The sequence below is a fragment of the Streptomyces sp. NPDC051172 genome, assembly GCF_040682555.1.
Classification (GTDB): Bacteria; Actinomycetota; Actinomycetes; order Streptomycetales; family Streptomycetaceae; genus Streptomyces.
Window position 1 is genome coordinate 1 of the sequence record NZ_JBFBBE010000054.1, and the last position, 15,076, is coordinate 15,076.

A 15,076-nucleotide genomic window follows, 5' to 3' on the forward strand; every position below is an offset into this window, starting at 1 on the left:
GCGGCGGGATTCCCCGCGTCCCCGTTTTTCGGCCGCCGTGGACGGGGCGGCGGGGGCGCCGCGGGGCCGGTGTGGGGCGGCGGGGCGGGGGGCCCCCCCCGCGCCCAGGGAGACGACCGAGCGGCCGGCCGGGGCGAAACGGGCGAGGATGACCAGGGCGCCGCCGCCGCGGGCCAGGGCGGCGCCGAGACGTTCCTGCGCGGTGGTCAGTCGGCGGGAACGGGCGATGGCGCGGTCCAGGCGTTCGCCGCCGCGCCAGGCCAGGCGGTATGCCACCAGGTCGCCGACGACGGACGCGATGGCGGCGCAGAGCGTCAGACCCAGGATGTCGGGGACCGCGTGCGGTACCTGGCCGCTCGCCGAGCCCGCGGCCGCCGCCGTGGCGGCCGTGATCACCAGCACCCCGCTCGGCAGGACCGGCAGGAACACGTCGAGCAGGACCGACAGCGCCACCATGGCGTAGATCCATGGGCTGCCGGTCAGCAGCTCCACACTCTCCAGCACCGCGAACTCCCCGTGACTCCCCCGTGGACCGGACCGTGCCGCGAACGTCGCGAGGGAGCGGCAAGAGCGGCCATGACAGCCATACAGCGTACGCCGGGGCTGTGACGGGTGATTCATGGGGGGTGCGTGGGATCGGCACAGGACGTTCACCGCCGCCGTCGGCCCTTGAACGCACAGGCCTTGAACGTGCAGGGCCTCCCCCCACCGGCGGGGGAAGGCCCCGGGATCAGCGCACAGGATCAGGCGGCGACCGGCGCCTGCTCCGCCGCGGTCTTGTCCTGCGCCGTGGCGCGCTTTGCGAACAGCCGGTCCAGGCCGAAGGCGCCGGAGCCGGTGAAGACCAGCAGCAGCAGGGTCCAGCTGAACATCGCGGCGGCCTCGCCGCCGTTCTCGATCGGCCACAGGGCGTTCGGCTGGTGCACCTTGAAGTAGGCGTACGCCATCGCGCCCGAGGCTATGAAGGCGGCTACGCGTGTAGCGAGCCCGAGCAGCACGAGGATGCCGCCGACCAGCTGGATGACGGCCGCGTACCAGAACGGCCAGGCGCCGGTCTGGACGGTGCCGCCGTTGGTGCCGGGCACACCGCCGAGGACGCCGAAGAGCGAGGCGGCACCGTGGCAGGCGAAGAGCAGGCCGACGACGATGCGGAACAGTCCGAGGGCGTACGGCTGGGCGTTGTTGAGGCGAGCGGTCATGTGGGGGGTGCTCCTTCGGTCGGGCCGGTCCGGGGCGGACCGGCCTGGGGACGAGCCGAGCGAGTAATTCACCGTAGGTCCGCTCAATCGATGCTTGCAAGTTCAACATTCGGCCATCGGTTCGGTTCCGTTTCCGGTTCCGTTTCGCCCGTAGCCGCACGTAGCAGCGCCCTGGCCACCGCGTCCGCGTCCGAAAGTGTGACCGAATCCACTCCCGGCCGGGCCCCGGCCGCCGTCACCCAGTGCACGCCTTCCGTGGGCACCCCGAACGCGAACCGCCTTGAGTGCGGCCGTCCTTGACGGTCCGTCAGACGATAGGGCCGCTCTGTCACGTCCAGCCCGCCGGTCTCGTAACCGTCGACGGAATGCGGCCTGCACTGTCCCGTCTTCAGCAGCCGGGCGAGGAGTTCGTCGGCGGTGCGTCGCAGATCAGGTTCCGGTAGGCGGGCCTCTATGAGGGTTGTCACGCGCACCGCCGACCCCGGCACCTCGGGAGAGCGTGCCACCCATGCCCCCTGTTCGGGGCGCACTTCGAGGCGCGGCCCGAGCACCTCCACCACCCCGGCCTCCACCAGCGCGGCCAGCTCCTCGATGCGCCGCCGGGGCGGGCCGATGGACAGGAAGGCGTTGAGCGGGGTGTACCAGCGGTCCAGGTGCTCGCGGCGGGAGACACCGGTGAGGCCGCCGTGGTCGACGATCAGCCGCAGCTCGTTGCGCAGGTCGCGCAGCACGTCCAGGGCCGCTTTGAGCGGACCGTCCACATTGCCGAGGGCGGCCTGCGCCGCGTCCTCGTGCAGATACGCCAGCAGCCACGCCCGCCACTCCCGCCGATGCGTGAACTGCCCTTCCGCATACGGCCGGGAGATCCGGTCCCAGCTCCAGCGGTCGGCCGCCGGGACGCCGAACTCATCGAGTACGTACGCCTCTTGGGGATCGCGATGGGGCACGGCGAGGAAGCGGTCCGCGAAGTCCGCCCGCCCGGTGAGCGCCGCGTAGTAGACCGTCTCCACCTCCTTCGCCACCAGCGGCCATATCTCGGCGAGGAAGTCGGGCGCCTCACCGGAGTCCGCGCGCTTGCGGAAGCCCGCGATCACCTCCGGGGTGAGGATCAGCGCGGTGTGTCTGCCGTACGGCCCCTTGGCGTTGTCGCCGCGCGCCTGGTACGGGATGCCGCGCCGGGAGCCGGCGTACAGGCGCGGTTCGCGGCCGGAGGGGACGTAGCGCAGACCGCGGTGACCGGGGACGAACCGGCCGCCGCGGCCCGTGGTCAGCAGGGCCGTGTGGTCGAAGAAGTTGAGGCCGAGGCCGCGCAGCAGCACCGGTTCGCCGGGCGCTATGGGGGAGAGGTCGACGTCGGCCGGGTTGGCGGGCGGGAAGTGGAGCAGGCCGTGGCGGTCGGCGTAGTCCGCGAGGCGGCGCTGCTCCGCGTCCGCGGCGGTCGGCAGGTGGCCCTGGGCGAGGACGACGGCGGACAGGCCGGTCAGGGTGCGGCCGTCGTCGAGGGTGAGGGTCTGGCGGCCGTCGGGGGCGTCGTCCAGCCGTACGGCCCGCGCCCGGTGTGTCTCGACACGCACGGCGGGCGGCGCCTCGCGCACCACCTTCGCGAACACCCACTCCAGGTAGCGGCCGTACCGGGCGCGGGTCGGGTACTCGTCCGCGCCCAGCTCGCCGTCCGCCCACTCGTACAGGCTGGGGCCCCGCCGGACCGGCCCCGAGCAGTCCACGCTGTCGTCGGTGAACAGGGTCACCTGGCAGGCCACCGTGTTCATCAGCAGCTCGGGGGACTGGGTGGTGCGCCACACGCTGCCGGGGCCGGGCGGTGCGGGATCGACGACGTGGACGGTCAGTCGTACGCCCCGCGGGAGGAGCTCCGGCGCGGAGGCGCACAGGCGTTCAAGCACGCTGGTGCCGCGCGGTCCGGCGCCCACCACGGCAAGGGAGACGGTCGGGTGTTCTGCGAGCGGTGCAGACAAGGCGGGACTCCGGGCGTGGGGGCGCTTGGCAGCAAGACCGCCGGAACGGAAGCGGACGGTCCGCCTCATCATTGCCGTCACGCGCCACGGAAGCCAACGCGAGTCTCAGACACCCCGTTTGCCACTCATGTGTCCCGAATGTGCCGCTTCATGTGGGGGTGAGAGTGGACTCCTCCACGGTCTTCAGCACCCGGTTCGGCTGCGCCTGCTCCAGTCGCAGCCGCGCCGAACGGCCCTTCAGCGTCAGCGTCATCAGCTGGTTGCCGAACCAGGGCCCGCCCCTTTTGCGCCAGTCGACCGGCGGCCGCCCGCACCGCCCGTGCCGGGCGAGGCGCCGGCCCAGGGCGCGGGCCACCGCACTCCAGCCGAAGCGGAACCCGATCCGGATCGACAGCGGGACGGAGTTGTGGACCGGGGAACAGGTCAGCTGCAGGACGCGGGCGTCCGGTGTGGTGGAGGGCCAGACCGGCTCGGCCACATACGCGTGGTGCACGTCCCCCGACAGGACGAGCACCGTCGCCGGCGCCTCCGCTCCCGAACCGGCCTCGGCGATCAGCGCGGTCAGCGCGGTGAAGGAGGCCGGAAAGGCCGCCCAGTGCTCCAGGTCGGCCCGCCGCCGCAGATCCTCCCCGAACCGCGCCCAGCGCGCCCCGCGCTCGCCCCGGCACAGCGCCGCGTTCCACGCCTCGGCCTCGTGCACCAGGTGCGGCAGCAGCCAGGGCAGGGAGGTGCCGATGAGGAGATGGTCGTAGGACCCCCGTTCCGTCAGGGCCTGCTCGCGCAGCCACTCGCTCTCCCCGGGGTCGAGCATCGCCCGGTCGTCCTCGTCCAGGACGCGGGCCGCCCGGGTGTCCACCATCAGCAGGCGTACGCGGCCGAAGTCGCGCCGGTAGCTCCAGCGCACCGCGCTCGGGTCGGCGTCGGCCTTGCAGGCGAAGGCGCGCAACTCGTCCGTGCCGTCCGGCAGTTCGCGTACGCTCGCATACAGCGGGTCGGCCGCCAGCTCGGCCGGCGATAGGTTCCCCAGGTGCTGGTGCACCCAGTACGACATCAGGCCGCTCAGCAGCCGCTCCCGCCACCAGGGGGTGGCCCGCATGTCCTCCAGCCAGGCGGCGGAGGTGTTCCAGTCGTCGACGACGTCGTGGTCGTCGAAGATCATGCAACTCGGCACGGTGGACAGCAGCCAGCGCACCTCGGGGTCGAGCCAGGACTCGTAGTAGAGACGGGTGTACTCCTCGTAGTCCGCGACCTCGTTGCCCGGCGGGTCGCTCAGGTCGCGGCGGGCGGCCAGCCAGCGGCGGGTCGCGTCCGAGGTCTCGTCGGCGTACACCTGGTCGCCCAACAGCAGCAGCACGTCCGGCCGTTCGCCGTCCGGGTCGGCCGCGATGCGCGCGGCGAGGGTGTCCAGGGCGTCCGGGCCCACGGGGTCGTGCTCATCCGGCGGCGGGGCGGCCCAGCGGCAGGAGCCGAAGGCGACGCGGACACCGTCGCCGTCGTGCGGGGTGCGGATGACGGAGGGCGGGAACCTCCGCGGGGAGCCGGCCGCGTCGGGCGTCGGCCACACGGGCGTGCCGTCGAGGAGGACGTCGTACGGCGTCGCCGTGCCCGGTGTGAGGCCGGTGACCGGCACGAGGGCGTAGTGATGGCCCGCGATCTGGAAGGTGCGGGCCTCGCCGCGGGCGCCGTCAGCGCAGCGCACCTCGGCGGTGCACGGACGGCTCGCCTCGACCCAGACGGTCGCGGACGAGCCGTCGGCATACCTCAGCAGTGGACCCAGGCGCAGTTCGGCCACGTCATGCCCGCCCTTTCCATGGTCGGGCTCGCCTCCGGGGCGCCTCAGCCGGCGTCGCGCCCCTTCGGCTCGCCCTCCTCCGTCGCCCCGTACGGTACGGAACCACGGGGGCCGGCGGGGAGGTTCCTTTACAGAATCCGCCGCAACATCCGCGGGATCAGCAGCCGGAGAGGTAGCTGGTCAGCGCGGACTTCTCGGCGGAGTCGACGGAGAGGTCGTAGTAGTACTTCACCTGGACCCAGGCGCGGACGTAGGTGCAGACGTAGGCGGAGCGGGTGGGCACCCACTCGGCCGGGTCCTGGTCGCTCTTGGAGCGGTTGGAGCTCGCGGAGACGGCGATCAGCTGCGGGCGGGTGACGTCGTTGGCGAACGCCTGGCGCCGGGCGGTGGTCCACCCACTCGCGCCGGAGTCCCAGGCCTCGGCGAGCGGGACCAGGTGGTCGATGTCGAAGGTGCTGGGGTCGGTGGTGGTGACCCCGTCGTACTGCGAGTACCAGGAGCCGCTGGTGGCGGTGCAGGCGGAGTCGGTGACGACGTTGCTGCCGTCCCGCTTGATGACGTACTCGCGGGTGTTGCAGGTCCCCGAGATCGTGATCCAGGTCGGGAAGAGATCGCGGTCGTAGCCGGTGCGGTTCTCGCTCGCCACGGTGAGCGAGGCGAGGTAGGTGCGGGCGGTGGCGGCGCTGACCGGGGTGGGAAGCGCGGCGGAGGCGGCCGGACTGTTGAACAGTCCGGCGGAGGCTATGAGTCCGGTAAGAGCCGCGAGTATGCTGAGCCGTCGACGCGCGTAGAACTTCGTCATGCGAACTCCCTTGGGCTATAGGGGCGTTGGGTGCGAGCAGGGGAATGCTCGCGGCACCGCGTTGCGGAGAGGTGAGCGTTCGGTAAGAAGCTAATGTCGTGTGCATGACATGACAAGGTTTACGGTCGAACTTTCGCCCGCCGAGCGGTCGCGTACGATGAGTGGTGCAGAAGGGGAGTAGCTCTTCGCCGGACCGTCGACATACTGCTCAGCTCGTCTGAGCCGGCGCCCGGAGGCAGGCCTCGTCACGGGGCCGGCCAGCGAGACCTTCGGCAAAGCAGTGCACAACCGTGTCTTCCGCTGTGTGCTGCCGTGCCGAGGTGTCGTATCGCAGTCACAGCACTCTCGGCGGGGCGGCCCCGACCGATTGAGGAACCTTGATCAGCTTCACCGTCACGGCGCTGGTGTTCGGCGTCGTCTTCCTTGCCGAACTGCCGGACAAGACCGCGCTCGCCGGGCTGGTGCTCGGCACCCGCTACCGCGCCTCGTACGTCTTCGCCGGCGTGGCCGCGGCCTTCGCGCTGCATGTCGCGCTGGCCGTGGCGGCCGGAAGCGTGCTCACCCTGCTGCCCCAGCAGATCGTCCACGCGCTGACCGGCGTCCTCTTCCTGGGTGGCGCGGCGGTCCTGCTGATGAGGAAGGGCGAGGACGAGGAGGAGATCCGGGGGCCCGGCAACCAGTCCTTCTGGAAGGTCGCGGGCGCCGGGTTCATGCTCATCCTGGTCGCCGAGTTCGGGGACCTGACCCAGATCATGACGGCGAACCTCGCGGCCCGTTACGACGACCCGCTCTCCGTCGGCCTCGGAGCGGTACTGGCGCTGTGGGCGGTCGCCGGGCTCGGGATCGTCGGCGGGAAGGCCCTGATGAAGCGGGTGCCGCTGGCCCTCATCACCAAGGTCGCGGCGCTGCTGATGCTGGCGCTCGGTGTGTGGAGTCTGTGGGAGGCCGTCGCCGGGTGAGTCGGGCACCGGGTGAGCTGAACACCGGGTGAACTGTCTCCGGGGGTACTGGCGGATGCCGGACGCGTTTTGTACCGTAGAGAAACAAAGTGGCTCCCGCTCGTTTTCCCTGACCGGCGGGCGGGGCCGCCTTGTTTCCTCCCTCGCGCCTTGGAGCTGCCGATGACGGTCACCACCGTCCTCACCGCCCGCGCCCTCCTGCTGGACATGGACGGCACCCTCGTGAACTCCGACGCCGTCGTCGAGCGCATCTGGCGCCGCTGGTCCGAACGGCACGGGCTGGACGCCGACGAGGTCATGAAGGTGGTGCACGGGCGCCAGGGCCATGCCTCCATGGCGCTGCTGCTGCCCGACCGGCCGATGGAGCAGAACCTCGCCGACAATGCGCGCATGCTCGCCGAGGAGACGGCGGACGTGGACGGTGTCGTGGCGATCCCCGGCGCGCCGGAGTTCCTCGCCTCGCTGCGGGGGCTGCCGCATGCCCTGGTGACGTCGGCCGACCTGGCTCTCGCCACGGCGCGGATGGGGGCGGCGGGGTTGTCGCTGCCCGAGGTGCGGGTGACTGCCGAGTCGGTAGGGGCGAGCAAGCCGGATCCCGAGGGGTTTTTGAAGGGGGCGGCTGAACTGGGGGTCGAGCCGGGCGAGTGCGTTGTCTTCGAGGATTCCGCTGCGGGGATCGAAGCCGGGCGGGCTGCGGGGATGCGGGTTGTGGGGGTGGGGGCTCGGGCGGATCTGTACGAGCCGGACGTGGTGGTGCGGGATCTGACGCGGGTGCGGGTTGACGCTGCGGCCGGCGGGGGGATTCGGCTGCACGTCGGGTGACCTGTGCCGGGGGTTGGGTCTTCAGCCCGTCCGGTGTTTGAGGACGAGGCCGTTCAGGCCGACAGCGGGGGTCTGGGGGCGGCAGCCCCCAGACCGGGGGCGCGCGGCCTCACGGCTGCGTCGTCTCCGACTCCAGCCGCGCACGCGTCACCGCCCCGTACACCCCCAGCTCGTCCCCCTGGATCCCCCGCGCCCACTGGTAGCGGCTGACCGCGTCCTCGACGCCCTGGTCGTAGTGGCCGGTCGGCGTTCCCGTGTAGAGGCCGAGCTGGGTCAGGCGCAGTTCGAGTTCGACGACCTCGGGGCCCTCGGAGCCGCGGCGCAGCACGGGAGGTGCCGACTGGCGGCTGTCGCTCGCGCCGATGCTGGCGCTCGCCGTGGCCGTCGGCGGGGTCCGGCTCGGCTCGGGCGAGCGGGACGGGCTCGACGAGGCGCTCGTCGCCGACGGAGACGGCGAGAGCGACGGGCGCGCGCTGTGCACCGGTGCCGGCGGTGCGGGCCGTACCGACGTGGCGCTCTTCGACGGTGATGCGGACTCCGGGCTCGGCGACACGTCCGGCACGCTCGCCCGTACGTCGTCGGGCAGCGCGGTGTCCCGCGTCGGCGCCTCGTAGGAGAACAGCCCGCTCGCCATCCCAGCCGCCGTCATCACCGCCACGACCGCCCCACCGACACCGAGCAGCACGGTGCGGCGTCTGCGCCGCGCCCTGCCCGCTGCGTCGTCCTCGTCGTACGGCTCCTCGGTGCCCTCCGTGCCCGCGCCGTCGAACAGGCGTAGCTCGCCGGCGCCCGGCACCTCGGCATCCACCGCCCGTAAGCGCATCGTCGCCTCGACCGCCGGCATCGGAGGAGGCACCGCGGGCTCGTTCCCCGCGCCCTCCAGCTCGACATACGGCCGTATCCGCAGCGGGTCGAAGTCCTCCGCCGCGGCCTGCTCGGCCGTACGGGCGGCGCGCAGGGCGTCGGACGCCCGTTGAGTGCAGCCGCAGGACGGGGTGTTGTCCACCCCTCTGGGCGCCCCGCACTCCGGGCACCGGTGACCTTTCGGGTCTGTCACGCGTTCGTCCCTCCCTTCACGCTCCCCTCGCGAACTTCAGAGGTTATCCAGATCATCTTCATGCCGTGCCGGTAGCCCCCGGAATATCGGCTTCCATGAGGACTCAACAGGCCATAACCGGTCACACCGACCACCATGGACGTGTAACGAGAGCCGCAGGAGGTCTTCATGGCCGGGGATGCGCACGGTATGACGGGGAATGTGCGAGGCGCACAGGCATCCGCGAAGCCCCCGCAGCGGGGCAGCGCCGCCCAGGAGCACGTGTCCGGGAACGTACTCGTGTCGATCGGCGCCCTGCTCCTCGGGATGCTGCTCGCCGCCCTCGACCAGACCATCGTCTCGACCGCGCTGCCCACCATCGTCAGCGACCTCGGCGGCCTCGACCATCTGTCCTGGGTGGTCACCGCGTATCTGCTGGCCTCGACCGCCGCGACCCCGCTGTGGGGCAAGCTCGGTGACCAGTACGGGCGGAAGAGGCTGTTCCAGGCCGCGATCGTGATTTTCCTCATCGGTTCCGCGCTCTGCGGAATGGCGCAGAACATGCCCCAGTTGATCGCGTTCCGGGCGGTGCAGGGACTGGGCGGCGGCGGGTTGATGGTGCTGTCGATGGCGATCGTCGGGGATGTCGTCCCGCCGCGTGAACGCGGCCGCTACCAGGGCCTGTTCGGGGCCGTCTTCGGCGCGACCAGCGTGCTGGGACCCCTGCTCGGCGGGCTGTTCACCGAACACCTCAGCTGGCGCTGGGTCTTCTACGTCAACCTTCCCGTCGGCGTCGTCGCGCTCGCCGTGATCGCGACCGCCCTGCGCATCCCGCGCCGGACCGCGCAACACGCCATCGACTACCTCGGCACCTTCCTCATCGCGGCGGTCGCCACCTGTCTGATCCTGGTCGCCTCCCTGGGCGGCACCACCTTGGGCTGGGGTTCGCCGCAGATCATCGGGCTGATCGTGCTGGGCGTCGCACTGGCCGTCGTGTTCGTGGCCGTGGAGCGGAGGGCCGCCGAACCCGTTCTGCCGCTCAAGCTGTTCCGCATCCGCACCTTCGCCCTCTCCGCGGTCATCAGCTTCATCGTCGGCTTCGCCATGTTCGGCGCGATGACCTATCTGCCGACCTTCCTCCAGGTCGTCCAGGGTGTGACGCCGACCATGTCCGGCGTGCACATGCTGCCGATGGTGTTCGGCATGCTGCTGTCGTCCACCGCGTCCGGCCAGATCGTCAGCCGCACCGGCCGCTGGAAGGTCTTCCCGATCGCGGGCACGGGCGTCACCGCACTCGGCCTGCTGCTCCTGCACCGGCTCGACGAGCACAGCTCCACGGCCGAGATGAGCGTCTACTTCTTCGTCTTCGGCCTCGGACTCGGCCTGGTCATGCAGGTGCTGGTCCTCATCGTGCAGAACGCCGTCTCGTACGAGGACCTCGGCGTCGCCACCTCGGGCGCGACCTTCTTCCGCTCGATCGGAGCCTCCTTCGGCGTGGCGATCTTCGGCACGGTCTTCGCCGGCCGCCTCGGCGACAAGCTGACGGACGCCTTCCGCGGTGCCCGGCTCCCCGCCGGTATCTCCCCGGACGCGCTCAAGTCCGACCCGCGTGGCATCGGTTCCCTGCCGCCCGCCCTGCGCGGGCCCGCTCTGCACGCATACGCGGCGTCCATCGCCGACGTCTTCCTGTACGCCGCCCCCGTCGCCGTTCTCGGCTTCGTACTGGCCTGGTTCCTCAAGGAGGACAAGCTGCGCGGCTCCGTCACCGCCCCCGACGTCACGGAGACCCTGGCCAGCAATCCCGTCCAGCGGTCCTCGTACGACGAGGTGTGCCGCGCGCTGTCCGTGCTGGGCACGCGGGAGGGCCGGCGCGAGATCTACCGGAAGATCACCGAACGGGCGGGCTACGACCTGCTGCCCGCAGCGAGCTGGCTGCTGCTGCGGATCAAGAAGCACGGGTGGGCGGAACCGGCCGTGCTCGCCGAGCGCAGCACGCTGCCGCTCCAGGTCGTCATCGCCGCCGCCCGCCAGGTCGAGGAGCGGCGCCTTGCCACCCGGGAGGGTCTCGATCTGCTTCTCACCGAGCAGGGCCTCGAGGTGGCCGAACGGCTCGCGCAGGCCCGTGAGGAGTCGCTCGCGGAGCTGCTCGGCGACTGGTGGGGCCCGGACCGGCCGACCGATCTGAACCGGCTGGTCAAGGAGCTGAACGAGGAGATGTGCGGCTCGGACCAGGAGCAGCCGCACAAGGAGCCGGCGGCGAGGTTCAGTTGAGGTTCTTGCGGAACCAGTGCTCGGCGTACATGTCGTCGTTGTGCGGCCCGGTCTCCGTGTAGCCGAGCCGTGCGTACAGGGCGCGGGCCTCCGTGAGGTCGCTTCGGGTGTCGAGGACCAACTGCTCGGCACCGAGGTCCCGGGCGGCCTCCTCGGCGGCGCCCACGAGGAGCGCGGCCCCGCCCCTGCCGCGCATCCCCTCGTGCACGAACACCCGGGTGAGCTCTGCGGTCGTGGCGTCCAGCAGCCGTACACCCGCGGACCCGGCGGGCTCGCCGCCGTACCGTGCGATCAGCAACCGCCCGGTCGGCGGGGCGAGTTCGGCACCGGTGTGGGCCGCGATCTCCCGCTCCAGCTCGGCCGGATCGGTCCGCCGCCCCTCGTGCAGGAGGTAGTAGCGGTCGCTGACCTCCGTGTAGTACGCCCGCCAAAGGGCGGCGGCCGCGGGGGAGTCGACGGGTTCCGGGGCGATCGTCCAGGTCATCCGGTCATTGTGCGGAGACGGTGTGCGGGGCGCGCAACCGAATATGGGTCACCCCCGGCGAGTCCAGGACCTGGGTCTTCTCCCACTCGATGTGCTGGTCGCCCAGGTCGTCGAAGAGCCTGCGGCCCCCGCAGGCGAGAACCGGCACGACGTGCAGGAGGAGCTCGTCCAGCCATCCCGCCCGGATGAACTGCTGCACCGGTCCGCGCCTCCCCCAGCCCTTAAGGGGCCGGGGGGACCCCCAGCCAGCGACACGTCCTTGGCCCCGGCCGCCTCCCTGGCCAGCTCCAGTGCCCGCCCCGGGCCCTCGGTGACGAAGTGGAAGGTGGTGCCGCCCTTCTTCACCAGCGCCTCGCGGGCATGGTGCGTGACGACGTACACCGGCGCGTGGAAGGGCGGCTCCTCGCCCCACGGGATCTCCCCGGTGATGTACATGCCGTGCCCCATCACGACCGCACCGGGCCGGGCGACATGCTCGGCGATCAGGTCGGCGTCCGGTCCGGTGTCCCCGCCCTGCATCCCCTGCATCTGCCGGAACGACCGCAGCCCGAACACCCACGAGTGCAGCCGCTCCCCACCGATCCCGAGCGGGTGCTCACGCCCCGACTCGGGCCCCGCGATGTACCCGTCGAGCGACATGGCCAGCCGTGCGATGACCTCACCCATGACAACCTCCTCAGTGCGCCTGCGAACCTCTGTACCCCTGCGTCGATCGGCGGCCCGCGGAATCGACACACCGCTCGCATGAATCCGAAGCCGCGTGGCCGCGGTCCCGGGGGAGGCGACCGGCGCGGTGCCGCGCCGGCGGCTTCGGTGCCCGTCTGTGCGGCGAGGGCGGGAGCGGGCGGCCGCCGTTTGAGGGGTGGCTTGTGGGCAACCCGGTCGAGGAACCGGCCCGAGGGGCCGACACACCGGAAGGCACCCATGTCCACAGGCATGATCATTGCTCTGATCGTGATCGTGGCGGCCGTGGTCGTTGTCGCGGCCGCCCTCACTCTGCGTGCCCGGGGCGGGTACGGCGGCCGGGACCTGAAGCGGCGCTTCGGGCCCGAGTACGACCGGACGCTGGCCCGGCACGACGGGGACACCAAGGCCGCCGAGCGTGAGCTCACGGAGCGCGTGCAGCGGCACGGATCGCTGCGCGAGAAGCCGCTGGAGCCGGCAAGGCGCGAGGAGCTCACGGCCCGTTGGACGGCCGCGCAGGAGCGCTTCGTCGACGCGCCGCGGGAAGCGGTCACCGAGGCGGACCGGCTGCTCGCCGAGCTCGCCGCCCTCCGCGGCTTTCCCGACGCCGGCCACTACGAGGAACAGCTCGCCGCCCTCTCCGTCCACCACGCCGACCACGTCCACGGCTACCGGCACGTCCACCGTGTCGCACGCGTCGGCGTGAGCGGGCAGGACGGCGACCGGGCCGCCGACACGGAGGAGATGCGCGAGGCCATGGTCGAGGCCCGGGCCCTCTTCGAGGACCTGACCGCCCCGCCCCGCCGCACCGAGAAGGCTCCGGCGTCCACCGCCACCCGCACCAAGGCCCACAGGCACGAGAGCCGCGGCCATCTGCCCTGGGCCATCAACCGACGTCATGCCAAGGGGAGTTGAGCCATATGACGGACGCGACGACCGGCCCCGCAGCCGAAGGCACCGAGGCCGAGGACAGGACCAACCGCACCACGGTGACACCCACCCCGCACGAGGTCACGGAGGAGGCAGGCCAGGGTGGGGCCCGCGAAGGCACGGCTTTCGGCCGGACCACCGGGACTCCCGGCACCACAGCGCCCACCAGCGGCCGTCTCCTCCCGCAGGACGAGTGCGACAAGCTGGATCTCCGTCTTCGCCAGGCGGTCTCCGGGTTCGTGGACGGGCCCCGGGACTCCGTCGAGGAGGCCGACCACGTGGTCGAGGAGATCGCCGGGCGGTTCACCGAGGCCCTGACCCGGCGCCGCCGCACCCTGCGCATGTCCTGGCAGGACGGCGAGGACACCGAACAACTCCGGCTGGCCCTGCGGGACTACCGCAACCTGGCGGAACGACTCCTACACGGGTGACCCGTTCGAAGTACCCGTATCCCTCTCAGGATTCCCTGCCGCCGCCCGGCGCTCCCGCCACTCCCGTACGACCTCCTCGACGTCGTACGGCTTCATCCCGAGCGGGGGGCCGGGCGGCGGCTTGAACATCATGTCGCGGATCTTGACGTTGACGTCGGTGACGATCTTCCGCGCGATCCGCTCCGAGGGCGCCGCATACGCCGCCGCCAGCGCATCCTCGGCCTCCTTGCGCAGGGCGAGCGTGGGCGGCAGCACGGACAGGCCCTCGCGGGCCATCTTCTGCTTGACCCACCACAGTTCGTCGTACGAGGTGTCGGTACCGGAGGGCAACGGCTTGCCCGCGCCGGGCAGTCGGGCGAACTCGCCGCGTCCGACGGCATCACGGATCTGCTTGTCGACCCAGGACTCGAACGGCACACCCGGTGGCTTTCGCTCGGTCATGACTCCATTGTGCCGGACGCGGCATGCCCGGGCGATTTATCATGCGGCCGCCGTGTTAGGACACTTCAAGAGGAGCAGCGCGTGCTCGAACTGACCATGGCCACCGTCTCCGGGGCGGAAGAGGGGGCCACGGCCGGCATGCTCATGGCCGACGCACCCAGTGAGCCCGGCGCCGTGCTGCGGGTGGGGCGGGACACCTCCGTGTGCCGGCTTGCGACGCCCGACGACTGGCTGTTCATCTCCCGGGTCCACCTGGAGTTCCTGTGCGGCCCCGAGGGGACCTGGCAGCTGACCTGGCTGCGCGGCTCACAGCCCGACCCGTCCTCCGAGGTCCGGCTGATCGTCGGCGAGTACGCGCAGCCGCTCGTCTACGGCGGGACCGTGGCGCTGCCCAGGGGCGGCAGCGGCGAGATCGTCGTCCAGGACCGCACCGCCCCGCGCAGCGTCAACGTCGGCTTCTACCACGAGTTCTGAGCAACAGCCGAGGACGCAAGGGCTACGCCAGCACGCGCGCCAGCGCGAAGCCGTCGTAGCCCTTGCTGCCCACCGTCTGGATCGCCGTGCCGCTCAACCGCGGGTGCGAGCCGATCAGTTCGAGGGCGGCGCGGCTGCCCAGCACGTCGGGCGATTTGCTGTCCGCATCGGCGATCCGGCCGTCACGTACGACGTTGTCCACGACGATCAGGCTGCCCGCGCTGGTGAGTCTGAGGGCCCACTCCACATAGTTCGGGTTGTTGACCTTGTCGGCGTCGATGAAGACCAGGTCGAAGGGGGGCGGGTTCTCGTCGGCCAGCTTGGGCAGCGACTCCAGGGCGGGGCCGACCCGCACCTCGACGATCCGCTCCAGGCCCGCGCGCGCGATGTTGCGACAGGCGACCTCGGCGTGCTTTGCGCTGTACTCGAGCGAGACCAGACGACCGTCCTCGGGCAGCGCACGGGCCAGCCAGATGGTGCTGTAGCCGCCGAGGGTGCCGATCTCCAGGATGTTGCGGGCGCCCTGGATCTGGGCGAGGAGCTGCAGGAACTTGCCCTGGAGCGGGGTGACCGCGATCTGCGGGAGCTCGGCGGCGTCGCTGTCGCGGAGGGCCGCTTCGAGGATGTCGTCGTTCCGTGAGAGGTGGGTGGTGAAGTACTCGTCCACGTCGTCCCAGAGCTGCGGCTCGCTCATTCGCTGTGCCTCCCGTGTTATTTCTTAGCGCTTCTAACTAGCTGCCCTAATGAATATAGCCGCGGGCCGGTGCCCCGTCAGGGA

16 protein-coding genes are annotated in these 15,076 nt (G+C 71.4%); 6 read left to right on the forward strand and 10 right to left on the reverse strand.

Annotated elements, in window-relative coordinates:
• From AB0N07_RS28665 to AB0N07_RS28685, 5 genes are all read right to left on the reverse strand, one after another.
• A partial coding sequence (locus AB0N07_RS28665) for a hypothetical protein (RefSeq protein WP_365839866.1) occupies positions 1-504 on the reverse strand: 504 nt, incomplete at its 3' end.
• 239 nt (positions 505-743) lie between these two features.
• On the reverse strand, positions 744-1,199 hold the full coding sequence (locus tag AB0N07_RS28670; protein WP_365839868.1) for a DoxX family protein: 456 nt from the start codon (positions 1,197-1,199) through the stop codon (positions 744-746).
• 83 nt (positions 1,200-1,282) lie between these two features.
• Positions 1,283-3,241, reverse strand: coding sequence for an FAD/NAD(P)-binding protein (locus AB0N07_RS28675; RefSeq protein ID WP_365839970.1), 1,959 nt, complete (start codon positions 3,239-3,241; stop codon positions 1,283-1,285).
• Positions 3,242-3,320: 79 nt separating this feature from the next.
• Positions 3,321-4,964 carry an alkaline phosphatase D family protein gene (locus tag AB0N07_RS28680; protein WP_365839870.1) on the reverse strand — a complete coding sequence of 548 codons (1,644 nt, stop codon included), beginning with the start codon at positions 4,962-4,964 and terminating at the stop codon, positions 3,321-3,323.
• A 157-nt stretch (positions 4,965-5,121) separates the two neighbouring features.
• Complete coding sequence (locus AB0N07_RS28685; RefSeq protein WP_365839872.1) at positions 5,122-5,766, reverse strand: HNH endonuclease family protein; 645 nt, start codon at positions 5,764-5,766, stop codon at positions 5,122-5,124.
• Between the two features lie 377 nt (positions 5,767-6,143).
• Between AB0N07_RS28685 and AB0N07_RS28690 the strand changes: the two genes are divergently transcribed.
• Both AB0N07_RS28690 and AB0N07_RS28695 read left to right on the forward strand, forming a co-directional pair.
• Positions 6,144-6,725, forward strand: coding sequence for a TMEM165/GDT1 family protein (locus AB0N07_RS28690; protein WP_344406542.1), 582 nt, complete (start codon positions 6,144-6,146; stop codon positions 6,723-6,725).
• A gap of 162 nt (positions 6,726-6,887) precedes the next feature.
• Positions 6,888-7,547: an HAD family hydrolase gene (locus AB0N07_RS28695; protein WP_365839875.1), complete on the forward strand. Its 660-nt coding sequence runs from the start codon at positions 6,888-6,890 to the stop codon at positions 7,545-7,547.
• A 109-nt stretch (positions 7,548-7,656) separates the two neighbouring features.
• On the opposite strand, the gene AB0N07_RS28700 is transcribed toward AB0N07_RS28695, so the two are convergent.
• Positions 7,657-8,604 (reverse strand): peptidoglycan-binding domain-containing protein, encoded by a 948-nt coding sequence (locus AB0N07_RS28700; RefSeq protein WP_365839877.1) that lies wholly within the window; start codon positions 8,602-8,604, stop codon positions 7,657-7,659.
• Between the two features lie 168 nt (positions 8,605-8,772).
• Here AB0N07_RS28700 and AB0N07_RS28705 point away from each other — a divergent pair, with 168 nt between their 5' ends.
• The gene (locus AB0N07_RS28705; RefSeq protein ID WP_365839879.1) at positions 8,773-10,854 is read left to right on the forward strand and encodes an MFS transporter; all 2,082 of its coding nucleotides are present in this window, start codon (positions 8,773-8,775) and stop codon (positions 10,852-10,854) included.
• On the opposite strand, the gene AB0N07_RS28710 is transcribed toward AB0N07_RS28705, so the two are convergent.
• A complete protein-coding gene (locus AB0N07_RS28710) occupies positions 10,847-11,338 on the reverse strand; it encodes a GNAT family N-acetyltransferase (RefSeq protein WP_365839880.1) in 492 nt (163 codons plus the stop codon). The genes AB0N07_RS28705 and AB0N07_RS28710 overlap by 8 nt on opposite strands.
• A 48-nt stretch (positions 11,339-11,386) precedes the next feature.
• Positions 11,387-12,004 (reverse strand): riboflavin biosynthesis protein RibD, encoded by a 618-nt coding sequence (locus tag AB0N07_RS28715; protein ID WP_365839882.1) that lies wholly within the window; start codon positions 12,002-12,004, stop codon positions 11,387-11,389.
• A gap of 258 nt (positions 12,005-12,262) precedes the next feature.
• Here AB0N07_RS28715 and AB0N07_RS28720 point away from each other — a divergent pair, with 258 nt between their 5' ends.
• Together AB0N07_RS28720 and AB0N07_RS28725 are read left to right on the forward strand one after the other, a co-directional pair.
• Positions 12,263-12,937: a hypothetical protein gene (locus AB0N07_RS28720; RefSeq protein WP_365839884.1), complete on the forward strand. Its 675-nt coding sequence runs from the start codon at positions 12,263-12,265 to the stop codon at positions 12,935-12,937.
• Between the two features lie 5 nt (positions 12,938-12,942).
• The gene (locus tag AB0N07_RS28725; protein ID WP_365839886.1) at positions 12,943-13,383 is read left to right on the forward strand and encodes a hypothetical protein; all 441 of its coding nucleotides are present in this window, start codon (positions 12,943-12,945) and stop codon (positions 13,381-13,383) included.
• Here the strand turns inward: AB0N07_RS28725 and AB0N07_RS28730 are convergent.
• Positions 13,372-13,824: a DUF1992 domain-containing protein gene (locus tag AB0N07_RS28730; RefSeq protein WP_365839888.1), complete on the reverse strand. Its 453-nt coding sequence runs from the start codon at positions 13,822-13,824 to the stop codon at positions 13,372-13,374. The genes AB0N07_RS28725 and AB0N07_RS28730 overlap by 12 nt on opposite strands.
• A gap of 81 nt (positions 13,825-13,905) precedes the next feature.
• Here AB0N07_RS28730 and AB0N07_RS28735 point away from each other — a divergent pair, with 81 nt between their 5' ends.
• Positions 13,906-14,298, forward strand: coding sequence for a hypothetical protein (locus AB0N07_RS28735; RefSeq protein ID WP_365839890.1), 393 nt, complete (start codon positions 13,906-13,908; stop codon positions 14,296-14,298).
• A gap of 22 nt (positions 14,299-14,320) precedes the next feature.
• Here the strand turns inward: AB0N07_RS28735 and AB0N07_RS28740 are convergent, their stop codons facing one another.
• Positions 14,321-14,992, reverse strand: coding sequence for an O-methyltransferase (locus tag AB0N07_RS28740; protein WP_365839892.1), 672 nt, complete (start codon positions 14,990-14,992; stop codon positions 14,321-14,323).
• Positions 14,993-15,076: the final 84 nt, after the last annotated feature.